This is a genomic window from Novosphingobium terrae, from assembly GCF_017163935.1.
Lineage (GTDB): Bacteria > Pseudomonadota > Alphaproteobacteria > Sphingomonadales > Sphingomonadaceae > Novosphingobium > Novosphingobium terrae.
On sequence record NZ_JABVZR010000002.1, the window covers coordinates 2,123,261 to 2,148,169 of the forward strand.

Sequence of the window (24,909 nt, forward strand, 5' to 3'; positions counted from 1 at the left end):
TGCTGGCCTTTGCCCGCCGGAGGCACAGGTCTTCTACCCCGCACAAAGCCGCGCCAGCGTAGCATCGATGCGCGGATCATCCATCATCGCCACATTGAAACGCATATAGCCCGAGGCGGTCTGCGCGCTGCTGAAGACATTGCCCGGCGCCAGCACGATATCCTCTTCCAGCGCCCGCCGGGCCAGGCTGGTGGCCTCCACCCCGTCAGGCAGGCGGCACCACAGGAACAGACCCGCTGCCGGCTCGATCCACGGCGTCAGGTCAAGGGCGGTCAGGCGGCGGATCGCCTTGCCCCGCGCATCGGCCAGACGGGCGCGGATCTGCTCCATATGGCGGCGATAGCTGCCGTCGGTCAGGATCTGGTGGACCAGCTCAGCGCCCATGGTGTTGCCCGGCATGCCGGTGGCCATGCGCAGATCGGCCAGCCCCGCGATCCAGTCGGGCCGGGCTGCAATATGGCCGACGCGCAAGCTGCCCGAAAGCGATTTGGAAAAGCTGCCGACGCGGATCACCCGCTCCAGCCCGTCGAAACCGGCGTAGCGCGGGGCTTGTGCCGTTTCGAAATCGGCGAAAATATCGTCTTCCACGATCACCATGCCGTTCGCCTCGGCCAGTTTCAGCACGCGCCGCGCCACCTGTGCCGAAAGCGTGGCCCCGGTGGGATTGTGGATCGCCGAATTGGTGATGTAGAGGCGCGGGGCATGGGTGGCGACGGCTTGCGCAAAGGCCTCCACATCGGGGCCCTGCGGGGTGAAGGGCACGCCGATCACCCTGGCGCGATGGGCGCGCAGCAGGGCGTGGAAGTTGAAATAGGTGGGATCGTCCACCAGCACCACATCGCCCGGCGCGATCAGATAGCGGCAGACCAGATCGATCGCCTGCGTGCCCGAGGCTGTGAGCAGGATCTGATCGGGCGAGGCTTCGATCGTCTGTTCCAGCAGGCGCCGCGCGATCAACTGGCGCAGCGACGCCAGCCCCAGCGGCGAGCCATGGCCCATCAGCGTTTCGCCATCGCCATGCCGGGCCAGATGCCTCAGCCCCTTGCGCAGCAGATCATGCGGCAGCCAGCTTTCCGGCAGCCATCCACCGCCGGGCTTGAGCGCCTCGGGTCGCCCGCTGAGGGACAGGCGCAGGGCCCAGATCGGATCGACCTCCCTTTCGCGCTCGGGCTCGGCATCGGCGATGGTGAAAGGGGCCAGCACCGGCGCCACATAGAAGCCGGAGCCGGGGCGCGCATGGATCGTGCCCTGCGCGGCAAGGCGGTCATAGGCCTCCACCACCGTTGATTTGGAGAAGCCGGAACTGTCCGCCATGGCGCGCACCGAAGGCAGGCGTGCACCCGTAGCCAGCGCGCGGCGCTCGATGCGGCTCTGGATCAGGGCCATCACCTGTTCCACCTTGGTGGCGCTCAGCACGGGCTGCGGTTGCAAGTGTACTCTCCATCATATCAGTACGGTTCATTGCTATCGTACTGCATTGTCCATGGCGAGGCCAGCGCTTTGCGCGCAGAGACAGGCTCCTTCTTGCCAAGGAGTTGAGATGATGTTGCCGCAGTTCACCTTCCGTTTCCGCCAACGGCTTGCCGTTCTTTTGCTCACCACGCTGGTGATGCTGAGCGGCTGGGCCGGTTTGGTGGGCGCCCGTACCGATCCCTTTGGCGAGCGTGTGGAGGTGAAGATTCCCCGCCCTGCCGACCCAGCGCGCACCGAGACCGCGGCCCGCCGCAGCATCGCCCGCTTCGACAAGGCCGCCCTGTTGGCCTGCGGCGCATCTGACCAGAGTTTTGCGCAGATGCAGGCGGCGGTGAGGCAGTCGACCTGCTGGCATCAGGCCATGGACGGCGCGGTGCAGCAAATGGATGATGCTCGGCTCAGCGCCTGGTGGGCGGCGCATCGCAGCTGAGCGGAAGGGGCGCGGGACGGCGCCCCTTCAGTCCGCGAAAGAGGGCTCGCTTCGGGACGGGCGCGGCTGCCTGTTTTGCAAACCATCAGTCAACAGCGTGGCAAGCTGCCTGACCGGTTTTGCGGCTTGCTCTTGCGGCATCAGCAGGCTGATGCCGAAATCCGGCAGCCCGGGCAGCGCCGGGTCCGCCACCACGCTCAGGCCCGCCGGGACCATGGAGGCCATTGCCACCGTGATCGCCAGATCGGCCCGCACGGCGGTGATCATCGCCTCGAAACCTTCATTGTCGCAGGTTGCGCGCCAGTCTCGCTTCACACTGTCCAGCGCGGCGACAATCGGCGCGCGAAACCGGCAGGATGGATGCGAGATCGAGACCGGCAGCGGCTCCTGACGCCATGCCACCCCTTCGGTCGCCCCCACCCAGACGAGCGGCTCCTGCAGCAGCGGTGTTTCGGTGCCGACCCCGACCTGCTGCTGAACCAGCGCCAGATCGACCATCCCATCCGCCATGGCCTTCCCGAGCAGCGCCGATGGCGCCGAGATCAGCGAAACCTCCGTCTCCGGCGACTCGATTGCGAAAGCACGCAGCAGGGGCGGCAGGATCTCGATGATCACATCGGGCGGAGCGCCAAGCCTGACCCGGTTGCGCACGCCGCCCAGATCGCGCCACATCCGGTCATTCAGCGCGATCATCTCGCGCGCCGTGGCGAGCAGGCTCTCTCCTTTGGGGGCGAGGCGGGCGCCGCGATGGTCACGCCAGAGCAGGCGCTGATCGAACAGCGCCTCAAGCCGCGCCAGTTGCTGGCTGACGGCGCCCTGAGTCAGATGCAGCGCGCGGGCCGCCGCGCTGAGGCTGCCTTCATCCACAATGGCCACAAAGGCGCGCAGCAGGGCGATGTCGATGTTGCGAATCATCGGGCCATCATGACTGCTAATGGCCTGACCCACAAATTCTGGTTGGCGGGCCGGCGCGAAACTTGCGACCTGTTTCGGCGCGCTGCGATCAGGCAGCTGTTTGCAAAGGCTTTCTACCATGACTGACACGCCGGATGGCATTGCCCTGGCTCGCGCCTTTTTTGCCCGGGTCTGGGCGGCCCCGCATGATCTCGATGCCATCGATGAGCTGATGACGCCCGATTACCGCCTGCACAATGCCGGGACGACCATCACCGGTCGCGATCGCTTCAAGGCCTGGGCCGCCGAGATGCAGAGCCAGATCGGGGAGCCCACCAATGAGCATCTCGATCTCTTTCTGGATGCAACCGGCGAAAAGGTCGTCTCGCGCTGGGTCACCCGCGCGGTCAACAAGGGCCTGTTCGGCACGGCGGCGGACGGGCGCGCCATCGAGTACACCGGCATCAGCATCTGGCTGGTGCGCGATGGCCGCCTTGCCGAATGCTGGGTGGAGCGCAGCGCGCTGGAGCTGCGCAGCCGGTTGATCGCGGACTAGAGGGTTGCGGCGATGGTTGCGCGCCATCGCCGCGTCATGCCTCAATCGCGCTGGATAAGCGCGGCAAAGCAGCCCGGCCCGGCATAATGGGCATGCAGATAGGCGATGTCGGGCCGGGCGAGATAATCGAGGATCAGCCGCTCCAGATCCTGCCCGGGGACCACCTCCGCTGTGACCAGAAGATCTTGCCCGTCAAAGGCGCGCAGGGAGATCAGCCGCTTGGCCAGCACATCGGGGATAGCGTCGATGATGCTGGCGGGGGTTTCAGCGCCTTCGCGGATAAAGATCGCATGGCAGGCGTGATAGGGATTGCGCGCGGGCTGATGCGTGTAATTCACCAGCAGCACATGCGTGCCCACCGGGGCGTCGCGCAATTCCACGCGTTCGGGGATGGTGTCACCCTCACGGATCAGGCGGCGGACGGCGCCCCGCTCGGCCAGCGCCTGATCATCGAGGCCAAACAGCGGTGTGAAGGGGGCGGGATCGATGCCCGAGATGCGATAGGCCATGTCAGTTCTCCGATGACAGGATGGGTATGGCTATCTGGGCTCTTGCGGCGGTGCCTGTCGTTCCGTTTCCTGCGTTTGAATCGCACGGGGAATTTGAAAGCAGGAAGCGGAGTTCGCCGGTGCGTCGCATCGGGCATTGGCGCGTTACCGTAACATCCGAGCAAGAGACCGACCATGAGCATTGCCCTGAAACCCGAGACCATCCGCCTGATCGATTGGGCCGCGATCACGGAAGATCTCGACCGTCAGGGCTGGAGCGTGCTGCCCCGCCTGATCAGCGAGGCCGATTGCGATGCCGCTGCCGCCCTCTATGACCGCGAAGAGGGTTTCCGCAGCCGGGTCATCATGGCGCGCCATGGTTTCGGGCGCGGGGAATATCGCTATTTCGCCTACCCTTTGCCCCCGCTGATCCAGCATTTGCGCAGCAGCCTTTACCCGCATCTCGCCCCCATCGCCAACCGCTGGCATGAGCGCATGGGGATCGACACGCGCTTTCCCGAGACGCATCAGGCTTTCCTCGATCGCTGCCATGCTGCCGGCCAGACCCGCCCAACGCCTCTGCTGCTGCGCTATGGCCCGCAGGACTACAATTGCCTGCATCAGGACCTCTATGGCGAGCATGTCTTCCCGCTGCAGCTGGCGGTGCTGCTTTCGACGCCGGGGCGGGATTTCTCAGGCGGCGAATTTGTGCTGACCGAACAGCGCCCACGCATGCAGACCCGCGCCGCCGTGGTGCCGCTGGAGAAGGGCGATGCCGTGCTGTTCGCCGTCAACCACCGGCCTATGCGCGGCACACGCGGCGATTACCGTGTGGCGCTGCGCCATGGTGTCAGCCAGATCCGTGAGGGGCAGCGCCATACGCTCGGCATCATTTTCCACGATGCGGCCTAGGCGTATTGAGGCAGGCGCTCTATCGCAAATCCGTGTTCGGGCTTGTGTTTTGCAATTGAATCGCCTGATCCCCCGGATGGGCTCCCTGGCCTGAGACGTGGTCGATTGTCAGGCCTTGAATATGTTCGGCGTGCAAGGCTGCGCCAAATGAAGCAGGAATGGTGCCGTCCCAATGCACGGCGACATCGCGGAAGGTCAGATCGGACACATCTTGCGCAAAAATCGCGGCGGTTTTGCTTTTGTACAGGCCGTCGACAAGCTCGGTCGGGCGAATGTCATAGGAGTCGGCGGGATAGTCGGTGGTTTTTTCGATGGTCAGATCGATGCCTGTAAAGCTGATGTCGCTTGTCTGACTGCCGGGCCAGCCGCGCACGAACAACCCGCCTTCACCGCGACAGACCAGATTTTGCACCCGAATGCCTTTGAGCGTGCCGGGAGCCATGGAGGCCCGGCGCGGCAGGTTGGAGATATGGACGGCTTCGGCCGCGCCCCACCACATGGCATGGCGACGCCGTGTGGTGATCGCCAGATTGGCAAACAGCAGGTCTTCAATCGTTGCGCCATCGCGCTGAAGGACGGCAATCCCGCGATTGCTGCGGCTGATCGTGCAGCCTGTGACCACAATATTGCGGATTGTGCCTTTGCCTTCCGGCTCGATCTTGATGCCTGCTGAACTCGATTCGAAGGTGCAATTGGTGATGGTCACATCCTCGCAATCGCTGAACATCGAAAAGTTGCGTGAGGTCTTGATGGCTATGCAGTCATCGCCGGCCCTGATCGCACAATTCGCGACACGGACACTCCGGCAGCGATCGATATCGATGCCATCGCAATTGGGCAGGAGCAGATTGTTCTCGATGGTGATGCCGTCGATCAGCAGATTTTCGCAGGCGATGGGATGGATGGTCCATGTGGGCGAATCATGGATTCGAAAATCAGCCAGACGGACGCGCTGGCAGGCAACAAGAACGATCATGCGCGGGCGGCCGTTTTCAGCATAAGTGCCGGGAAATGTTTCGAGCGGGTTCCAATATCCCAGAAACGGTGAGGGCACGGCGTAAGCGCCTTCCACCAGCGTCGGGAACCATGGGGCGCCAGATCCGCGTCCTTCAATCGTGCCGCGACCGGTGATGGCAATGTCCTTGGCATGCTCGGCAAACAGCAGGCATCCCTTGTCGCGATAGGATTGCCGGTCGGTGCTGGCGAGGAGCGTTGCCCCCTCTGCGATGTCGAAGGTGACGCTGTCTTTCAGCACCAGCGTGCTGCTGAGATAACGTCCGCCGGGGGAGAGTTGAACGATGCCTCCGCCGGCACGGGTACAGGCGTCGATCGCCTTCTGGATCGCCAGCGTGTCGTTGGTGCTGCCGTCACCGCGGGCGCCAAAGCGCTCCACGGGGAATGTATGGCCGAGCGTGCTGCCAAAAGCCCTGCATGAAAAAAGAAGGCTTCCCGGGAGGGAGGAAAGCAATGATCTTCGAGCAATTTTTGTCATTTCAAGCATCGCTCCCCGTTGATGTTATGGTCTATGTCGCGTCATGTGATTTTTTCTGGCCCCATCGCTTGCTGGAGCAAGGCCGGTCGCATGTCTATGAGATCTCTCCCGCCCTTTTGATGGCCTGATCTTCTGGCCGCAGGGTCTGCATGCCGCAAAATAGGCAGAGCGAATTAATAAATCAAATAGAAATATCTTGACGAGGGTCTGAAATCCCGTAGACAGAGCAGGCCCGAGACGGCGCGCTCCGTTCAGGCGGCAAGAGCCGCAGCGCCCCGTCCGGTCAAAGACGAAGCTCGCTTGAAAGCGAGATCATAGGGGTGAGGCTGCATGAAAATCGAAAGTCGCGCACATCGCGCAATGCTGATGGCTGCAACGTCCGGACTGTGCATGATGATGGCCAGTGCCGCTTTCGCGCAAAGCGCTGAGGCACCGGCTGAATCGGCTGCTCCTCAGGCTACCGCCGCGGGTGATGATCAGGCCAATGCCATCGTCGTTCTGGGTGTGCGTGGTGCGCAGAAAGTTGCCGTCGATTTCAAGCGCCGCGCACCGCAAATCGTCGATTCCATCGTTGCTGAAGACATTGGCAAGCTGCCGGACGTGACCATCGCGGATTCTCTCCAGCGCGTGCCCGGTATTCAGATCGACCGCAGCGCGGGTGAAGGATCGGGGATCAATATTCGCGGTTTGCAGCAGGTCTTGGTGACGATCAACGGCGAAGAGTTCCTCGGTGGATCGAACATCGATGGCGCCCAGCCCAACTTCTCCGACATTCCGCCGACGCTGTTCTCGGGCGTGGATGTCTACAAATCGACCACCGCCAAGCAGGTCGAGGGCGGCGTCAGCGGCATTGTCGATCTCAAGACGCGCCATCCCTTCGATCTGAAGAAGAATCTGACCCTGTCTGCCGAAGCGCAGGGCGATTATGGTTCGCATGTTCAGCATCTGAATGAAGAGTTTTCCGGGCTGGTCGGCTGGCATAATGACAGTGTCGGCATTCTAGTTGCGGGCTCCTACTCCAATGCCCGTCTGGCCAATGACACGATCGACACGGGGAACAGCTGGCTGGCCTCTGCCGATTCGCGCCCCAAGCAGGGTTTCTATTATCAGCCTGCAGTTGTGACCGTCAGCAATAAGGAAACCCAGCGCAAGCGCTATGGTCTTGATGGCTCGCTGCAGATCAAGGCCAGCGATTCCATCACGCTGACCGGTGACATCTTCTACACCAGACTCGACAATCGCGACCGCGATGTCGGTCTTGAGTTCAACAGCAGCTATGGTCCCTTGCCGCTTCAGGCGGGATCGCAGGTGGATCAGAACGGCGTGGTCTCGGTGGGGCAGTTCCAATTGCCCAATTTCACTGTCGACAGCGCCAGCGTGGGCAGCCGCTCGCAGGCGATGAACACCAATCTTCAGCTTGATTTCAACAATGGCGGCCGCTTCAAGGGCTCGCTGCGCTGGGTCTATGGCCATGCCGTGCGCACCAGCGAATCCTCCTATGTCGATGCCAAGCCGGTGACCGGATCGACCGTGGAGCGTGGCGACACCGCAGCCTGCCGCGACAATCCCACCAGCTGCACCCAGGCCGCCAACCCCAACGGCCTGCCTTATGTCAACGCCGGGATCAACTACGCCAACCCCGGCGTTCCCAGCCTGAACTTCGGCACCGATGTGACGAACCCGGCCAATTACAACATCATGTCCACCTGGGCCTTCGGCGATCGCCGTGTGGGCACGAACAATGCTTTCCGTGCCGATGGCAGCTATGATCTGGGCGGCTTCTTCAAGTCGATCGATTTTGGCGCGCGTTACGACAAGCGCAGTGTCGATGTGGAGAATTATCGTTATCTCTCGCCGGTCACGGTGCCGGGGCTTGGCCTGTTGAACCAGCCGGGCGACCTGTATTACTTCAAGGACCCGGAAATCTCGCACACCGGGCGCCCGGCCATCAACGGCCTGTCGGTGCTGCCGCTCTATCCTTTCTCGGCGGTGCCCAACATCACGCGTAATTTCAGCAATTTCATCGCTTCGGGCATTCCGGCTGGTGGTATTCCTGCCGTCGATCCGGCGGCAATGGACAATGCGCTGGCGTTCCAGAACAGCCTGTTCCCCGGCAACCAGCGCTATGTCGATCCCACGACCAGCTTCCGGGTGCGCGAGCGTTCGATCGCCGGCTATGTGCAGGCCAATTTCGAGGGCGATCTGCTCCTGCCGATCTCGGGCAATGCCGGTCTGCGCGTCGTGCAGACCAGCCGCTCGGTCTATTCCAGCGTGACCGATCCCAACAATTTCATCGGCACCGGCGGCAGCTACAATGGTGTGGCGATTTCGCTTGGCACCACCAAGACCACCAAAGACTACACCCGCGTCCTGCCCAACTTCAACCTGACCGCCAACCTCAGCACCAATCAGAAGCTGCGCTTCGCCTTTGCCAAGGTGGTTGGTGTGCTTGATCTTTATGATCTGGGTGCGGGCCGCGTGCTGTATTACGGCGCCAACAATGGCCGCTATCCCAATCTTCCGTCGAACCTTCAGGTGTTTCTGCAAGGCTCTTCGGGCAATCCCAACCTTGAGCCTTATCAGTCGACCAACTATAACCTCTCTTATGAGCGTTATTTCGGTCATGGCGGTCTGTTCAGCGTTGCGGCCTTCCTGTTCGATGTGAAGTCCTTCCCGCAAACCGTCAACCAGATCCAGCCCGTGGCCGATCAGGATGGCGTGGTGCGCGATGGCGGCGTGGTGACGACCTATGGCAATGGCAATGGCGGCAAGATCAAGGGCGTCGAGATCGGCTATCAGCAGCAGTTTGACTTCCTGCCCGGCCTGCTGAGCGGTCTGGGCATGCAGGCCAATTACACATTTTCCGACAGCGACAGCTCGAACACGGATTTGTTCGGCAAGTCGCTGCCGGTGCCTGACAATTCCAAGCATCAGTTCAACGTCGTCGGCCTGTATCAGAAGGGGCCGATGCAGGCCCGTGTCGCCTACAACTGGCGCAGCGATCGCTATGTCGGGCTCCAGCCTGTCAATGGCACGCAGGCCTTCACCGGCAATTCTGTCGCGCAGAATCTGGCGATCTTCTCCGAACCTGTCGGTTATATGGATGCATCGGCCAGCTATGACATCACGAAGAATGTCACAGTCTTCGTTCAGGGCACCAATCTGACCAATGCCCATGACCGCGAATATGCGCAGTTCAAGAACCAGTTCTACAGTGAATCGGTCTATGAACGGCGCTTTACCTTCGGCATCCGCATCCGCAACTGACGTTCCCCCCGGCCCCGCCTCCATCCCTCCCGGGCGGGGCCACCCAACAGAACAGACGCCAGCGCAAAGCATGGCGCGAACCGGGATTGAGAGATGAACCATCGCATGCCAGCCTGTTCGCGCCGGGCGGTGCTGTCGTCGGGCTTGTTCGGAGCTTCCGCAGGGGTGCTGCCCGCCGCCGCACTGGCCGCTGCCCCCTCCGGCCCCCCGACCATCGCGCCGACAGCTCAGGGTGATCTCCATATCCATCTCGGTGGCCAGCGCATCCTTCTGCGGATCTCCGCCCAGGGTGTGGCCAGCGTGGTCAAAAGCCCTGCCAGCCGGGCCACCGACGATCCCGGCTTTTTCCTCGACCGCCCCGCGCTGAAGACCCGCATCGAAGACACAGGCACCGCGATCCGCCTGATCGGCCCGGGCATCATCGCTCAGGTGGACAAGGCCAGCGGGTTCATCGCCTTCCTCGATCCGGCAGGCCACACGCGCATCGCCGAGGCATCCGCCCCCGCGCCACTGGCGAACACGCCGATCACCATGGTGCAGGCCTTCGCCGTGACACCGGGTGAGAGCCTGCACGGTCTGGGGCAATTCCGCGATCCCGATCTCGACTATCAGGGGCGTCAGATCTTCCTTCAGCATGCCAATATGGATGCGGTGAACCCGTTTCTGGTCTCCACCGGGGGCTGGGGCCTGCTGTGGGATACGGGCACCGGTTCCTATCTGCGCGCGCAAGGCAGTTCGCTGGTGTTCGATGGCATCGCGGGCGATGTCATGCGCTATCACGTCATGGTGGGCGATGGGATGGACGCGCTGATCGGAGGCTATCGGCGGCTGACAGGTCAGGCGCAGCTGCTGGGCAAATGGGCCTATGGCTATTGGCAGAGCAAGGAACGTTACCAGAGCCGCGCCGAGGTGGAGCAGGTCGTCGATAGCTATCGTGCGCAGGATCTGCCGCTCGACAACATCGTGCTCGACTGGCGCTATTGGGGCGAGAACGACCAGTTCAGCGGTATGCGTTTCGACCCTGAACATTTCCCCGATCCCAAGGCGATGATCGATCACATTCACGGGCAGGGTGCCCATATCATCGCCTCGATCTGGCCCGCCTTTGGCACGGGCACGCAGATCTACCGCGATATGGACACCGCAGGCCATCTGCTGCCTGACTCGCATTGGAGCGGGGGCAAGGTGTTCGATGTCACCGCGCCCGATGCGCGCGCCATCTACTGGCGCCATATCGACAAGGGGCTGATGTCCATCGGCATGGACGGATTGTGGACCGATGGCTGCGAGCCGGAGTTCATGTCGACCGGCAACCGCTATGTCACCGCTCGCTCCTTCGCCTCGAATGGCGATGAGGCGGCGGGGCCGATCGTCCGCAACCTGCTGACCTATTCCTATTACCAGTCACGCGGGCTCAGCGAGGCGATGCGCCGCGACTACCCCGAAAGGCGCCCCTTCATCCTCACGCGCTCGGTCTATCCGGGGCAGCAGGCTTTTGGTGCGGTCACCTGGTCGGGCGATATCTTTGCCAGCTGGCAGACCTTGCGCAATCAGGTGGTGGCGGCGCTCAACATGGCGCTGTCGGGCCATCCGCACTGGACCTGCGACATTGGCGGCTTCCTCGTCTTCCATCGCTATCCCGATGGGCTGGCCGATCCGGCCTATAAGGAGCTGTATGTCCGCTGGTTCCAGTGGGGCGCTTTCCTGCCGGTGTTCCGCGCCCATGGCACCGATGTCCCGCGCGAACTCTGGCAGTTCGGCAAGCCCGGCGAGCCGGTGTTCGATGCCTTGGCAGCGGCGCTGAGGCAGCGCTATGCCCTGATGCCCTATATCTATTCGCTGGCTGCTGCGGCGGCGCGGCATGACGATACGATGATGCGCGCACTGGTGATGGACTATCCCCACGACGGGCAGGCGCGGGCGCAGACCGCGCAATACAGCTTTGGTCGCGATCTGATGGTCCGGGTTGTCGACCGCCCCCTCTATCACGCCAGCCGCAACGCGCAGGAGTTCATCCCCAATGAATGCATCCGGGGCATGGACAGCCCCGCTGCCGACGTTGCCTTCTATGCCGGCGACCACTTCGACACGCTGGTAACGCGTGACCGCACCGACGATCTGAAGATGAGCTGGTTTGGCGACCTGCCACGGGCCTTGCGCGGCAAACCCTATTCCATCCGCTGGACCGGGCGCATCCGCGCTCAGGAAACCGGACAGCATGAATTTGTGGTGACCGCGCAAGGGGCGGTGCGTCTGGTGCTGGCAGGCGCGGTGCGGGTGGATGCCACGGGCGCTCCGGTGGCCAGGGCCAATGATGTCGATGGCGGGGTCTCGGCGCGGGTTAGCGCCAGCGATCGGCAATACCGCTTCACCATGGATCTGGAGGCGGGCAGGGACTATGATTTCGTGCTGGAACAGCGGCAGGCCACGCCCGATGCGGTGAGCCTGTGGGTCGAGTGGATCACGCCGACCCAGCGTGCTCTGGGCACGATCCCGGCGGCGAAGACGGTGCCGGCCTATCTGCCGCAGGGGCATGACTGGTATGATCTGGCCAGCCTGCAGCGCCATCGCGGCGGTCAGACGGTGGATGTCGATGCGCCGCTGGCCCATATGCCGCTCTTCGCGCGCAGCGGGGCGATCATCCCCAGGACACCCGGCATCACCCGCGCCATGCAGGCGGTACAGACCATGGAGATCCATGTCTTTGCCGGTCAGGACGGGCATTTCGAGTTGTATGACGACGCCGGGGATGGCGATGGCTATCGCCATGGGGCCTGTGCGATTGTCCCGCTCACATGGGATGACCGGGCCCGTAGCTTGCGGATTGGCGAGCGGGCAGGGCATTTCCCCGGCATGGCCGAGGACATGAGCTTCACGGTCCTGCTGCATGAGGGCCATGGCGCGCCGCTGTCACAGGTGGTTCCCTATAGCGGATCGCCCCGGCATGTCCGGTTCGGGCCTTGATCGCTGTGCCGGGCTCTATGCTTGATCGCGCGGAGCTTGTACCATGACAGGCTCCCCATCATGAGGGGCAAACAGGAGCTTGGGTTGCAAAGCTTACGACATGCATCCGGTGGATCGGGCGAAGCGCGGGGCGCCCGGCTTTCCGTCTCGCTTTCGGGCACCAATCTGGTCCGCGCTGCCGATTATAACCAGCGCACCGTGCTTCAGGCCATCCGCCTGAGCGGTGAGACGACAAGGCTGGAGCTGGCCCGCCAGACCGGCCTGACCGCGGCGACCATCGCCAACATCACCGGCCGCCTGATCGAACTGGGGCTGGTCAGTCTGGCCGGGCGGTATCAGGGCGCGCGGGGGCAGCCGGCGCTGCGGCTGACCATCGATCCGGACGGGGCTTTCGCCATCGGTCTCAACATCGATCGTGATCATGTCACCATGGTCACGCTGGATCTGGCGGGGGAGGTGCGCAGCCGCGTCTCCTGCGAGATGGCCTTTGCCTTGCCCGAAGATGTGCTGGCCTATGTCCGCGACCAGCTGGATGGCCTGATCGAAGCGGGCGGCATCCAGCGTGAGCGGGTGCTGGGCGTGGGCGTGGCGCTCCCCGATGAATTGGGGGCCATCGCGCTGCCGCATCGCCCGGACCGCTATGATGAGTGGAGCCAGTTGAACGTGGCGCAGCTGCTGGGCGATGTGCTGCCATGGCCGGTGCTGGTGGACAATGATGCCGCCGCCGCCGCTTTGGGCGAGGCGCAATGCACGGGTTTTGAAAACGCCAGCTTCTTTTACCTGCTGATCAGTGCCGGTCTCGGCGGCGGCCCGGTGATCGATGGCAGCTATTATCGCGGCGCCACCGCGCGCAGCGGCGAAATCGGCCTGATGCCGGACCCGACCGCCCAGACCCAGGGGGCGCTGGTGCAGGATACGGTGTCCCTGTCAGCCCTGACCGCGCGGCTGGAGGCGGCAGGCCAGCCCTTTGCCGAGCTGGAGGATCTGATCTCCACCGATCCCGCGACGCTCGCGGTTGTCGATCTGTGGCTTGGTGATGCCACGCGCACGCTGATCGCGCCGCTGGTGGCGGTTAATTGCCTGATCAACCCCGGGGCGGTGCTGATCGGCGGACGCTTGCCCTTGCCGTTGATCGAGCGGCTCTCGGTCAGTCTGAACACAGCGCTGGGGCAGCTTATGCTGCCATCGCTGGCGCAGGTGGCACCTGCGACCATGGCGGGGGATGCCCCTGCAATCGGGGCGGCGGTTCTGCCTTTCCTCGATCAGCTGCTGCCCTCGGACGCCATCCTCATTCAGGCCGGGCGTGGATAAAATACGCGATCGAATATTATATAAAGATATTTTCTTTAATAACTCTGCGGCTCTGCTATGCAGGATATGGCTTGTGAAAAAGCCGTGTCAGGCGAGGATGCAGATGAAAGAGCGAGACGGTTTTCGGCCCATGGCCCCGTCAACATCATGCGGTGTGGCAGCAGCCCGGATGGCTGGCGCATGACGCTGCGGATCGGCATCGACTTTGGCGGCACCAAGATCGAGGCAGCGGCGCTCGATGAGGCGGGGGCTTGCCTCTGCAAGGTCCGCGTGCCCAACCCCGGCAGCTATGAGGCGGCCATTGCCGCGCTGGTCGATCTCATCGCGCGGGTGGAGGCGGAGGCTGGCCGCCAGGGGACGGTCGGCATCGGCGCTCCGGGTTCGCGTTCGCCCCGCAGCGGGTTGATCCGCAATTCCAATTCGCTCTACCTCAATGGGCGCGCCTTTCTGGAGGATGTGCAGAGCGCGCTGGGCCGCGAGATCCGGCTGGCCAATGACGCCAATTGCTTTGCCCTGTCCGAAGCCGTGGATGGTGCGGCGGCGGGATGCCGCAGCGTGTTCGGCCTGATCATCGGCACCGGCTGCGGCGGCGGTCTGGTGATCGACGGGCAGGTGGTGGAGGGCGGCCATGGCATCGCGGGGGAAATCGGCCATATGCCTTTGCCCTGGCCTCGCGCGGATGAACTGCCGGCGCCGGACTGCTGGTGCGGTCTGCAGGGCTGCTTCGAGCAATGGGTGTCCGGAACGGGGTTCAGCCGTTCCTTCGCCGCGGATGGGCGGGCGCCGATGAGCGCCCCTGCCATCGTGGCCGCCGCCAGAGCCGGGGATGAACATGCGGCGGCGGCTCTGCGTGACTATACCGACCGCCTTGGCCGGGGCCTTGCCGTGGTGGCCAATCTGATCGATCCCGATGCCATCGTGATCGGCGGGGGCATGTCCAATGTCGCGGAGATCTATGAGGGTCTGCGCGATGTGGTGCAGCGCCATTCCTTTTCCGGCCAATGGGATGGCAAGATCGTTCAGGCCCGCTGGGGGGATTCGTCAGGCGTGCGCGGGGCGGCCTTGCTCTGGGCAGACTGAGGGGGAGGGGGCGATAACACCGCCCCCATTCCGTGATCAGCCGACCGGCACGTTCGCCGCTGCAACGTTGAAACCGCGCAGCCGCACCACGGGTGCGGCGCCCGCTTTTTCCCTGGGCGCATGGATGGTGACGCTGCGGCTCTCTCCGGGCAGCAGCGAGACATAATTATCGCTGAAATAGGCGGGCAACACCTGCTGGCCCTGCGCATCGAACAGGGTCAGCTTGGTTTCGATGGCCGCAGCCTTGTCAGGATTGGTGATCTCCACCGTCACGACGCTCTCCTCGCCATCGGCTGCCATCCGCGCTCTGGCGGAGAGCGACACTGGCGGCAGGGCGCTCAGCGCGCGATAGGCGCTGTCGTCCCTGGCTTGCCAGTAGAAATTGTCGGAGAGTTGCTGGCCCCTGGCCATGGCCTCAAGGCGTACCAGCACCGGCCCTTCCTGCATCAGCGGGCCAAGATCGAGCGTAAAGGCATCGGCTATCTGACCCGCCGCAGCAGCCACCGCCACGCTGCGACTGGCCAGCACCCGGCCATCGAACGCGACGACCTTGGCGCAGACCGTAACCCCGGACAGCGCGGTGCGGGTGTTGTTGACCAGAATGACCTTGTGATCGGGCAGGTTCATCTGGACATGGACCGGCTCCGACGCCTTCTTCACGCCATAAAAGGCTCCATGCGTGTCATAGTCGGAGGAGAACATCTGCCACGCCGAAGAAGGCCATGCGGGTTGGGTCATCCACAGCATGCGGCCGCTGTTGCGCGTCCACAGGCCCGCATTCATGCCCTCGAAGATCGCGCGATAGCTTTCATACTCCAGCATCTGAGCCTTGCGTTCGAAATCGGGCAGGCTTGTGGCCGGGCCGAACTCGCGCGCCATGGCATCGGTGAAGCTGCTGATACCGCCATTTCCCAGCTGGTGCCAGTCATGATAGGCCCAACTGTCGCTGATGGGCCAGCGCTCGCTGGCGGGAATGGCGCGCTCCCAGGCTTCCAGCGTCGGGAAGGAGGGGGTGCCGACCTCGACCGCGAAGCCGTTCGAATAATCGGTGAAATATTTTGCCGGGTCCTGCCAGTTGTAGGGTCCGCTGTCATGCAGGCTGATGCGGTTGGACGACCCCATATAGAGCCGGGTGCCGTCCTCCTTGCGTATCACCGCGTCCAGCCCCTCATTCAGGATGGGCTGGGGAACGCCCTCATTGCGCCCGAACCACACCACGATGGAGGGATGGTTGCGGAAGCGTTTGACCACATCATCGGCGTTTTTCAGGAACAGAGGCACATCCTGCGCTTCAATGTTGTAGTCCTGCGTCGATTCCCAGAAATCGTTCAGCACCATCATACCATATTCATCGGCCAGATCGAAAAAGTTCTCCTCGGTGTTCTGGCCGATCCAGTTGCGCACAATGTTGACGTGAGCATCGCGATGCAGGCGGAAATAGGGCTCCAGCCTTGCGCGATCGACCCGCTTCATGAAATCATCCATGCCGATGTTGCCGCCGCGTGCCGCGATCTTCACGCCATTGACGCGGATCACCAGAAAGGGCGAAAGCCCCGCGTCACCCTTGATCGGCGTAACGGCGGGCGATGTTTCGCCGCTGTCCGAAAGCGAATAGGCCCAACCGCCCGGCACCTGACGTATGGCCTGATGGCGCACATCGACGATGGGCTTGGCGCTGCCTTGCGCTCTGGCCAGATTGAGGCCGACCCGGCGCAGGGCGCCCTTGCTGTCGATCAGCGAGATCTCATAACTGACCTCGCGCATCCCGAAACGGACCTCCTTCGCATCGGAGGCCGCGCCATCGACAGAGGCCGTCAGCTGCAGCTGATGCAGCGCCGGATCGCCATAGCCGTTCGGCCACCACAGCTTCGGATTGTGGACCGCCAGCGCCGCATCGCTTGCGGGTGAAAACCGGACCTCCTGCCGCTCGCCCGGCGCAAGCTGGATGGTGCGGCTGACCGCGATCGCGTCGAAAGCGGCCCGCACCACCGTGCTGACCGGGTGGTCGGACAGATTGTGGACCGGCACGGTGATGGCGATGTCGGCCACGCTGTTGTCGGGCCTGGGCAGGGTGGTGACGACCTGTGCGTCGCCGATCCGCACATCGCCGGAGGCCACCAGATCGACGCCCTGCCACAGGCCGGTGTTGCGGTCACGGATGGAGGGAATCCAGTCCCATCCCTCGGTGGCGCCAAAGGTCGGGCCATCTAGCATCATCACGCCGCCATTGTCGCCATTGCCGGCGGTCAGCGATTCTTCCTGCGCCAGCCCGGGGTGAGGCGGCGGGGAGACCTTGATCGCGATGGCGTTGCGCCCGGCATGCAGCAGCTTGTCGATCTCGAAGCGGCCCCGGATAAAGGCGCCGGTCATGGTGCCGACCTGCGTGCCGTTCACCCAGACGGTGACGGCATAATTGGCGCCATTCAGCACCAGTTGCAGTCGGCGTCCAAGGGCGGCGGGGGGCAGGTCGAATTCGCTGCGATACCAATAGTCCTGCCGGGCAAGGCTCTCCGGGATCGCCATATTGTTGAGGCCGTGAGCCGGATCGGGATAGACGCCGCGGTCGACCAGCGTGGTCAGCACCGTGCCGGGGACAGTGGCGGCGTACCATCCCTGTGTGTCGGCGCCGGGGCGGGAGAGGGCCTCGCCCTGCGCCTTGACGGTCGGCGCGGCGGCAAGCTGCCAGCCGTTGATCGCCCAGCGCCCGGATGCGAGAGCCTCGATGGCGGGTTTGGCCGTGAGCGGCGCGGCGCGCGGTGCATCGGGGGCGGCGGCGCTTTTGGGCAGGGTCCAGGCGTCCTGCGGTTGCACCTGCCCCGCCATCTGCCTGACCTGCACCGGCCAATGCGGGCTGGCGTCCTCGAACTGGATCAGGGCGGCATCGGGGGCTTTGGCCGCCGCTGCCCTGATCGTCTCGGGGCTCAAGGCTGTCGGTTCGGCCCATAGGTCGGCGATGCGGCCCGAGAAGCCGGGAAGCCCCGCATCGCGCGGGCCGATCTGCATCAGCTTTGCCTCGCCTGCGGGAGGGGCGATGCGGGCATGTGCTGTTTCCACGCCATCCACGAAGAGGCGCGCCACGCCCTCATTCAGGCTGGCGGCGATGAAATGCCAATGGCCGGGCATGATCCTTGTTATGCCGCTGATGGTGCTGTTGCCGAGGATCAGCACGGGCGTACCGTCTCGCAGAGCCACGACGCCATGCTGCCCTGCCTCGCCCAGGCTGGCGAGGCGCACGGTGCCAGCCTGGACCGCATCGGCCTGCACCCACAGGTGCAGGGTGAATGTGCTGCCGACCGGCGCTTCAAGCATCTTGGACAGACCGGTGCCCCCCGCGATCAGCGCCGTGTTATAGGGGCCGCCGTGGGCGATCTGGGCGGAGGCCGAAGCTGTGGTCAACAATCCGATGAGGAGGCCCAGCCCCAAGCGCCCGATCATACATTCTCTCCTTGCTGACCGTCACGGCGGCCTATGGGGAGGACAACAGCATGGTTTATTTAAAAAGACAATTATTTTATTTAATGTATCCATTTCACAGAGATGGAGGACGGGATCATTGCTGCACCTCCATCAGGGGTTTCCCTTCAGGTGGTGGTGATCGAAGCCTGTCGCCACCGGGATGATTGACAGGATGTTTCTTCCGCAAGAATGTGCGGTGATCAGTGGCACAAGATGATGGCCGTTTCCGCAAGAACAATGAACCGCTCTATTGGGCGAATAACGGCCCATCATCATGCTTTCATACCGTTGCGGCCATAACCTTGTTCTCAAGCGTCCCGATCTTTTCAACTTCACAGCGGATAATATCTCCGGCTTGCAAGAAGACCGGCGGTTTCATCGCCACGCCGACGCCCTCCGGTGTGCCGGTGGCGATCAGATCGCCCGGCTCCAGCGTGAAAGCGGTCGAAAGATAGGAAATCTGCTGCCAGATGTTGAAGATCAACTGGCTGGTATCACTGTCCTGCCGCAACTCGCCATTGACCCAGCAGCGCAGGCGCAGGCCGTGCGGGTCGCCGATTTCGTCAGCGGTCACGATCCATGGGCCGATGGGGCCATGCGTATCGAATGACTTGCCGATCGTGAAGGTGGGCGAATGAAATTGCCAATCGCGTGCCGAAACATCATTGGCCACCGTATAGCCAAAGACATGAGCGGACGCCTCGTCTTGCGAAACGCCTTTTGCCGCCGTGCCGATGATCGCCGCCAGCTCGACTTCGTAATCCAGCTTTTCGCTGACGCCGGGATCGATCACACTGTCGGGGCCGGTGATGCAGCTGGTCTGCTTGTTGAACCAGAACTGCTGCTTGGGCTTTTCGACGCCCAAAGCCGAAGCTTCCTCGGCATGCTTCTGAAAATTCATGCCGATGGCCATATATTTGCCTGGCCTTTCCATCGGCGCCAGAAGTTTTGTGCCGGACAAAGGCAGCACATTTTCCGCCGCCTGCAAAACCGATCGCACCGCCTCCAGCGCTTCAGCCCCGCCCGCGATGATCGAGAGCATCGTGGGATAACGCTCTGTCAGCGGATCGATCGGCACGATGTTCTCACCGGACAGGACGCCCAGCCGCGGCGTGCCGCGATCGTCAAACCTCAATAATTTCATGAAAAATTCCTCTTGGCAGGCCCTGGACGCGATGCCCTGTTACGCCCGATGATCCAGCCACGCCTGCTCCGCCGCACGCATCGCGGCCACCACCTCGGGCTGGTCCACGCCGGGCAGATCCATGCGCGGCGTGCGGCCCGTCGCGGCCAGCGCATAGCTAAGATGGCGGTAGGACGGGCGATATTGCGCCAGCTTCTTCACATCGATGACCGGCACTTGCGCCGGATTGCAGGCCTCCAGCGTGTCGCGGATGTAGATGCCGCGCAGGCCCGCCAGCCGCCATTCGCCTTTTTCGCGCCGTGCCCGCCACAGCAGGCGGGTGTAGCCGGTCATGCTGGCTTCCACCCCGTCGAGCAGGATGAAGGAATGCACCGCGCAGGAACTGTCAGCGATGGCGCGGTCGCCCTTCACCCAGACGACAGGCGGGCTCATCGAGTCGAAGGAGACCGTCCCGTTGGCCTTGGCGGCGGCTGCGCCCTGAGCACCAATCGCGACAAAATCGCTGGCCTTGCCTTTGAACCATGACACTTCGACTTCGGCATCGGGCCAGAAACAGGCAGCTTCGGCCTCGCCATCGCGGGTTTCGCGTGCATAGCGTTCACGCAGCAGAAGCTGAGTCACCGCATAGCTGTCGAGCAGGTCGGCAGGGGGCATGGTCTCACCTTTCGCCGATGGGGCATCGCTCTGTGCTGCCGCCGCGCCAGGCGCCAGGGCCAGGGCGGCGCCCAGCACGCCGGTTTGCAGAATGCCACGGCGCGCAGCCGTGCCTTGCAGGATCGTGGTCATCGCTCTCTCTCGCATCATGCCCTCTTGCTGAGGGTCGTTGATCAATATTGTCCTTTGGGTTCCAGCCCCAGCGCATGCTGCCCATACATGGTGGAAACCGCATCCCAATTGGTGCTGATATGCACCCCGCCCGCATGGGTATCGCGCCAGAAGCGCTGAAGCGGGCGAGCCAGATCGAGAGCGGTGCCACCCGAGCCGTAGAACAGCGCATCCACCGCCTCGACCAGCAATTTGACCGTAAAGGCATGGCTGCGCCGGTTGCGCAGGCGCATGTCCAGGCCGATCGGCTGCCCGGCCTCGGCGGTCTGGCGGGTTTCGGCAATATCGCGCATCAGCACGGTGCGCGCCGCATCGATCCGCGCCGAAGCATCGGCCACGCGCATCTGCACCGTGGCGAATTCGGCCATGCGGTTGTTGCCGCCTGCCACCGCGCCGCGCGTGTTACGGCCAAGCGTGGTGTCGAGATACAGCTCCAGCGCGCCCTCGGCCATGCCCAGCACCGGGGCGACCAGACAGGTCGGCACACAGGCCATAAAGGGAATGCGATAGAGCGGACTGGTGTTGAGCTGCGCACCCGGCGCCTGCCCCGATGTGCCCGCAGCAAAGCTGAGCACGCGATGCTCCGGCACGAAGACGGAGTCGAGATGGACCGTGCGGCTGCCGGTGCCGGCCAGACCTGCCACGCGCCAACTGTCTGGATCGATGCGGTAATCCTTGGCTGGCACCAGGAAGAAGCCGGGGAAGGGAGCTGCGTCCTCGCTGGGCTGGAAGATCGAACCGAGCAGCAGCCAGTCCGAGGTGTCGCAGCCCGAGGCAAAGCTCCAGGCGCCGGTCATGCGATAGCCGCCGTCGACCTTCTGCGCGCGGCCCACCGGCGCATAGGAGCCGGCGGCGAAGGCGTCGCGCTTGCTGCCCCAGACATCGTCCTGAGCTTCAGGCGGGAACAGGCCGATCAGCCATTGATGCACGGCGCAGACGCTGAACACCCATCCGGTCGAGCCATCGCCGCGCGCCAGATGCGCCACGATCTGGGCAAAGGCATCGAAGCCAGCCTCATAGCCTCCAAAAGCGGCGGGTTGCAGCACGCGGTAGAGCCCGGCGTCGCGGAATTGCTCGATCAACTCTTGCGGCACGCGGCGGTCCGCTTCGGTGCGGTCGGCATGCTCGCGGGCCAGCGCGCTCAGGTCGGCGGCGGCGGTCAGCAGGGCGGATAGCGGGTCGCCCGGGGCGATCCTCACGGCGGTGGTCATGCTGGCGCTTTCCTCTCCATCTTGATGGGAGGTTTATCTATTGCATATGCAAATGAGTCAAGCGTGAATTCGCAGCCTTCCCGCGCCGCCGCTGATCATTCCTGCTTGGCGGCGCTGGGCAATTGCACCTGATCGAAGTTGGCCAGATTGGAATAGACCTTGTTCAGCAAAAGCTTGAGGCGGCGAATGTCCGCCGGATTGACGCCATCGAGCGCCACCTGCTCATGCCGCGCGACGGCGGGCAGCAGCTCCTCGACAAGGGCGCGGCCCTCCGGCGTCAGGCTGATGTTGACCGAGCGCCAGTGCAGCCCGGATTGCTGGCGATTGACCAGCTTTTTGTCCACCAGCGTGCCAACCTGCCGCGACAGAGTGGAAATTTCCACGCTGGTGACTTCGGCCAAGCCGCTCAGTGTTTGCTCGCCTGTGCCCAGCAGGGCGGCCAGCACGCGCCACATCGGCAAGGTTAGCCCGCAGTCCTTCAGTTCAAGGGTGAAAGCGGTGGCCACGGCGGCGCCGGCACGGTTGAGAAGAAAGGCCAGCGATTCGTTCAAGGCATACATAGGGCGGCTCTCATGGCGAGGTGGCGTCGAAAAGACAGGATGGCCGGATGGGGCGTTCCCAACTTGCCTTTGCAACTCATCCATACCAGCAATTGGCCGAGGCTCAAGCCGAGCCTATACGGATTTGCTTTCGACCACGCAGGATGGTTGACATGTTTGCGTTTGCAAATAACATGCCCGCAGCAGAGGGCAGGCGGCTCCGGATATTGCGCCGCCACGATAGTGCCCTGCAACAAACGGGAGAGATTGGGCATGAACGACACAACGCCTGTCGGCCACTGGATCGGTGGCGAATGGCTGCATGCTGGCCCCCTGCGTGACAGCATCGACCCGGCCACCGGCGCGGTGATCGGCCAGTACCACGACGCCTCGGTGGAGGTGGCGCAGCAAGCCATTGCCACCGCGCGCGCTGCTTTCGAAACCAGCGTCTGGCGTGATGACGCCTTCCTGCGCGCCACCGCTTTGTCGCATCTGGCCGATGCCTATGAGGCGCATCTGGGCGAGGTGGTCGATACGCTGGCACAGGAAAACGGCAAGATGCGCTATGAAGCTGGCTTTGAAGCGCATTTCATCCCCCGTGCGCTGCGCTTTGCCGCCGGTCTGGCGATGCATAATTTCGGCCGGGTCACCCAGTCCAAGCCCGGCCAGCAGTCGATCTCGATCCGCGAGGCGGTGGGTGTTGCAGGGTTGATCATCCCATGGAACTCGCCTGCCTATCTGTGCATCCGCGCGCTGGCTCCGGCGCTGGCGGCGGGCTGCACGGCGGTGATCAAGATGCCGCATCAGGCCGCGCGTACCGCTGCTCTGGCTGCGCGGATCATCGGTTCGGTGGCGGAGATCCCCAAGGGTGTGGTCAACATCTTCACCGAATCCGGGGCCGATGGCGCGCGTTTGCTGGTGGATTCCCCCGATGTTCCGGCGATCAGTTTCACGGGCAGCACCGCCACAGGCCGCGCTATCGCGCAGGCCGCCGCCGGGAAGCTGAAGCGCGTGGGGTTGGAACTGGGTGGCAAGACGCCGCATCTGATCTTCGAGGATGCCGATCTGGCCGCCGTGCTGCCCGTGCTGGAAAAGTCGAGCACCGTGTTTGCCGGGCAGTTCTGCATGACGGGCAGCCGCATCTACGTCCACCGCTCGCTGGCCGATCAGGTCAAGACCGGGCTGGCGCAGCGTCTGGCGGTGGTGAAGGCAGGCCCGGCCAGCGATCCGGCCAGCCAGATGGGGCCGATGATCGACAAGGCGGCGGTGGCGCGCGTCGATGCGCTGGTCGAGGCGGCGATTGCGGGCGGCGCGGTGCCGATCCTGCGCGGCGGCCCGGCCAGGGACCCGGCGCTGGCCGGCGGGGCCTTTTATCTGCCCACCTTGCTGGAGGTGACAGGCACCGATCTGCCCATCGTGCGCGAGGAAACCTTCGGCCCGGTCCAGACCCTGCAGGTCTTCGACACCGAGGAGGAGGCGATCGCTCTGGCCAATGACAGTGACTATGGCCTCTCCGCCTGCGTGTGGAGCCGCGATGCCGACCGCCCGATTCGTGTGGCGCGGCGGCTGCATGCCGGACTGATCTCGATCAACAGCTGGGCCAATCTGGCGGTGGAAAGCGAGGAGGGCGGCTTCAAATCCAGCGGCGCGGGCCGTCTGGGGGGCCTCGCCTCGATCGAGGATTTTGTCGAATACAAGCAGATCACGCAGGATTTCATTCCCCATGCCCACTGAAACGCCCACTGAAACGCCCATGGGCCAGACCCGGACCACCGGCGCTGTCGTGGCGCAGGCCGGGGCGCCCTTTGCGCTGCAGGACCTCACGCTTGCCCCACCTCGTCCCGACGAGGTGATGGTCGCGCTGGAGGCTTGCGGCATGTGCCATGCCGATTTGTCGGCGCAGGGTGGATCGATCCCTTTCCCCTTGCCCGGCGTGCTGGGGCATGAGGGCGTGGGCCATGTCGTCGCCATTGGCGCGGATGTCAAAGATGTGGCGGTGGGGCAGCGGGTGGTGATGTCTTTCACCTCCTGCGGCGTCTGTCCGGCCTGTGCTGAGGGGCGTCCGGGCTATTGCGTGGCATGGCCGGTGCTAAATCTGGTGGGCGGGGGCCGTGCTGACGGATCGAGCAGCCTGTCCTGCGCGGGGCATGGGGTTCACAGCCATTTCTTCGGCCAAAGCTCCTTTGCGCGCCACGCGGTGACCGCAGCCCGCGCCGTCGTCCCTGTGCCCGAGGATCTGCCCGCCACCGTGCTGGCGCCGATGGGTTGCGGGGTGCAGACGGGCGTCTGCGCTGCTACCGACGTGCTGGCCCCCAAGGCCGGCGACCGTGTGGCCATATTCGGTGCTGGCGCGGTGGGGCTGGCGGCGCTGATGGGCTTGGGCCTCACGCAGGCGGCACAGATCATCGCGGTGGATATTCACCAGGGGCGGCTCGATCTGGCGCGCGAGCTGGGCGCCACCCACACCATCGATGCTTCCACGCAGGATGTTGCGGCTGAAATCGCCCGCATCACCGATGGCGCGGGGCTGGATGGCGTGATCGAGACCAGCGGCAATCTGCGCGTGCTGGAAGGCGCCATTGCGGCGCTGGCAGCGGGCGGAACCTGCGTGGTGATCGGCGTACCCGGCCATGGCGAGCGTGCCAGTTTCGATGTCATCGATCTGGTGGCACGGGGCCTGCGCATCGTGGGCACCAATCAGGGCGACGCCAATCCGCGCGTGGCCATTCCCCGGCTGGTCGAACTCTATCGGCAGGGAGTTTTGCCGATCGAGAAGCTGGTGACGGTCTTTCCCTTCGACCAGATCAACGAGGCGCGTGCCGCTTCTCTGGACGGGCGCGCGATCAAGCCTGTGATGACGATGTGAG

18 protein-coding genes are annotated in these 24,909 nt (G+C 63.8%); 9 read left to right on the top strand and 9 right to left on the bottom strand.

The features are described 5' to 3' along the window. Positions 1-33: 33 nt before the first annotated feature. Entirely contained in the window at positions 34-1,386 is a 1,353-nt protein-coding gene (locus HGK27_RS27245; protein ID WP_206245586.1) for an aminotransferase-like domain-containing protein, read from the bottom strand. A gap of 154 nt (positions 1,387-1,540) precedes the next feature. Between HGK27_RS27245 and HGK27_RS27250 the strand changes: the two genes are divergently transcribed. Continuing rightward, positions 1,541-1,903, top strand: coding sequence for a hypothetical protein (locus HGK27_RS27250; protein ID WP_206243942.1), 363 nt, complete (start codon positions 1,541-1,543; stop codon positions 1,901-1,903). A gap of 27 nt (positions 1,904-1,930) precedes the next feature. On the opposite strand, the gene HGK27_RS27255 is transcribed toward HGK27_RS27250, so the two are convergent. Next, positions 1,931-2,818 carry a LysR family transcriptional regulator gene (locus HGK27_RS27255; RefSeq protein WP_206243943.1) on the bottom strand — a complete coding sequence of 296 codons (888 nt, stop codon included), beginning with the start codon at positions 2,816-2,818 and terminating at the stop codon, positions 1,931-1,933. 118 nt (positions 2,819-2,936) lie between these two features. On the opposite strand from HGK27_RS27255, the gene HGK27_RS27260 reads away from it, so the two are divergent. Continuing rightward, entirely contained in the window at positions 2,937-3,353 is a 417-nt protein-coding gene (locus tag HGK27_RS27260; RefSeq protein WP_206243944.1) for an ester cyclase, read from the top strand. A 41-nt stretch (positions 3,354-3,394) separates the two neighbouring features. On the opposite strand, the gene HGK27_RS27265 is transcribed toward HGK27_RS27260, so the two are convergent. Further along, a complete protein-coding gene (locus HGK27_RS27265; protein WP_206243945.1) occupies positions 3,395-3,862 on the bottom strand; it encodes a DUF1203 domain-containing protein in 468 nt (155 codons plus the stop codon). A gap of 174 nt (positions 3,863-4,036) precedes the next feature. Between HGK27_RS27265 and HGK27_RS27270 the strand changes: the two genes are divergently transcribed. Beyond that, entirely contained in the window at positions 4,037-4,753 is a 717-nt protein-coding gene (locus HGK27_RS27270; protein WP_206243946.1) for a 2OG-Fe(II) oxygenase, read from the top strand. Between the two features lie 19 nt (positions 4,754-4,772). On the opposite strand, the gene HGK27_RS27275 is transcribed toward HGK27_RS27270, so the two are convergent. Next, positions 4,773-6,254: a glycoside hydrolase family 28 protein gene (locus HGK27_RS27275; protein WP_206243947.1), complete on the bottom strand. Its 1,482-nt coding sequence runs from the start codon at positions 6,252-6,254 to the stop codon at positions 4,773-4,775. 321 nt (positions 6,255-6,575) lie between these two features. Here HGK27_RS27275 and HGK27_RS27280 point away from each other — a divergent pair, with 321 nt between their 5' ends. The 4 genes from HGK27_RS27280 to HGK27_RS27295 all read left to right on the top strand — a co-directional run bounded on the left by HGK27_RS27280 (position 6,576) and on the right by HGK27_RS27295 (position 14,867). Continuing rightward, positions 6,576-9,512 (top strand): TonB-dependent receptor, encoded by a 2,937-nt coding sequence (locus HGK27_RS27280; RefSeq protein WP_206243948.1) that lies wholly within the window; start codon positions 6,576-6,578, stop codon positions 9,510-9,512. A 93-nt stretch (positions 9,513-9,605) separates the two neighbouring features. Then, a complete protein-coding gene (locus tag HGK27_RS27285; RefSeq protein WP_206243949.1) occupies positions 9,606-12,476 on the top strand; it encodes a TIM-barrel domain-containing protein in 2,871 nt (956 codons plus the stop codon). A gap of 84 nt (positions 12,477-12,560) precedes the next feature. Further along, positions 12,561-13,787, top strand: coding sequence for an ROK family transcriptional regulator (locus HGK27_RS27290; RefSeq protein WP_241127539.1), 1,227 nt, complete (start codon positions 12,561-12,563; stop codon positions 13,785-13,787). 180 nt (positions 13,788-13,967) lie between these two features. Then, positions 13,968-14,867 (top strand): ROK family protein, encoded by a 900-nt coding sequence (locus HGK27_RS27295; RefSeq protein WP_206243951.1) that lies wholly within the window; start codon positions 13,968-13,970, stop codon positions 14,865-14,867. Between the two features lie 36 nt (positions 14,868-14,903). Here HGK27_RS27295 and HGK27_RS27300 read toward each other — a convergent pair whose 3' ends face one another. The 5 genes from HGK27_RS27300 to HGK27_RS27320 form a co-directional block, all read right to left on the bottom strand. After that, on the bottom strand, positions 14,904-18,302 hold the full coding sequence (locus tag HGK27_RS27300; protein WP_206243952.1) for a glycosyl hydrolase 2 galactose-binding domain-containing protein: 3,399 nt from the start codon (positions 18,300-18,302) through the stop codon (positions 14,904-14,906). 301 nt (positions 18,303-18,603) lie between these two features. After that, on the bottom strand, positions 18,604-19,467 hold the full coding sequence (locus tag HGK27_RS27305) for a fumarylacetoacetate hydrolase family protein (protein ID WP_206243953.1): 864 nt from the start codon (positions 19,465-19,467) through the stop codon (positions 18,604-18,606). 39 nt (positions 19,468-19,506) lie between these two features. Next, entirely contained in the window at positions 19,507-20,253 is a 747-nt protein-coding gene (locus HGK27_RS27310) for a nuclear transport factor 2 family protein (protein ID WP_241127540.1), read from the bottom strand. Positions 20,254-20,294: 41 nt separating this feature from the next. After that, entirely contained in the window at positions 20,295-21,503 is a 1,209-nt protein-coding gene (locus tag HGK27_RS27315) for an acyl-CoA dehydrogenase family protein (protein WP_206243954.1), read from the bottom strand. Positions 21,504-21,598: 95 nt separating this feature from the next. Further along, positions 21,599-22,063, bottom strand: coding sequence for a MarR family winged helix-turn-helix transcriptional regulator (locus HGK27_RS27320; protein ID WP_206243955.1), 465 nt, complete (start codon positions 22,061-22,063; stop codon positions 21,599-21,601). Positions 22,064-22,315: 252 nt separating this feature from the next. Here HGK27_RS27320 and HGK27_RS27325 point away from each other — a divergent pair, with 252 nt between their 5' ends. Further along, positions 22,316-23,776 (top strand): aldehyde dehydrogenase family protein, encoded by a 1,461-nt coding sequence (locus HGK27_RS27325; RefSeq protein ID WP_206243956.1) that lies wholly within the window; start codon positions 22,316-22,318, stop codon positions 23,774-23,776. Next, complete coding sequence (locus HGK27_RS27330; protein WP_241127542.1) at positions 23,766-24,908, top strand: NAD(P)-dependent alcohol dehydrogenase; 1,143 nt, start codon at positions 23,766-23,768, stop codon at positions 24,906-24,908. Before HGK27_RS27325 ends, HGK27_RS27330 begins: the two co-directional genes overlap by 11 nt. Position 24,909: the final 1 nt, after the last annotated feature.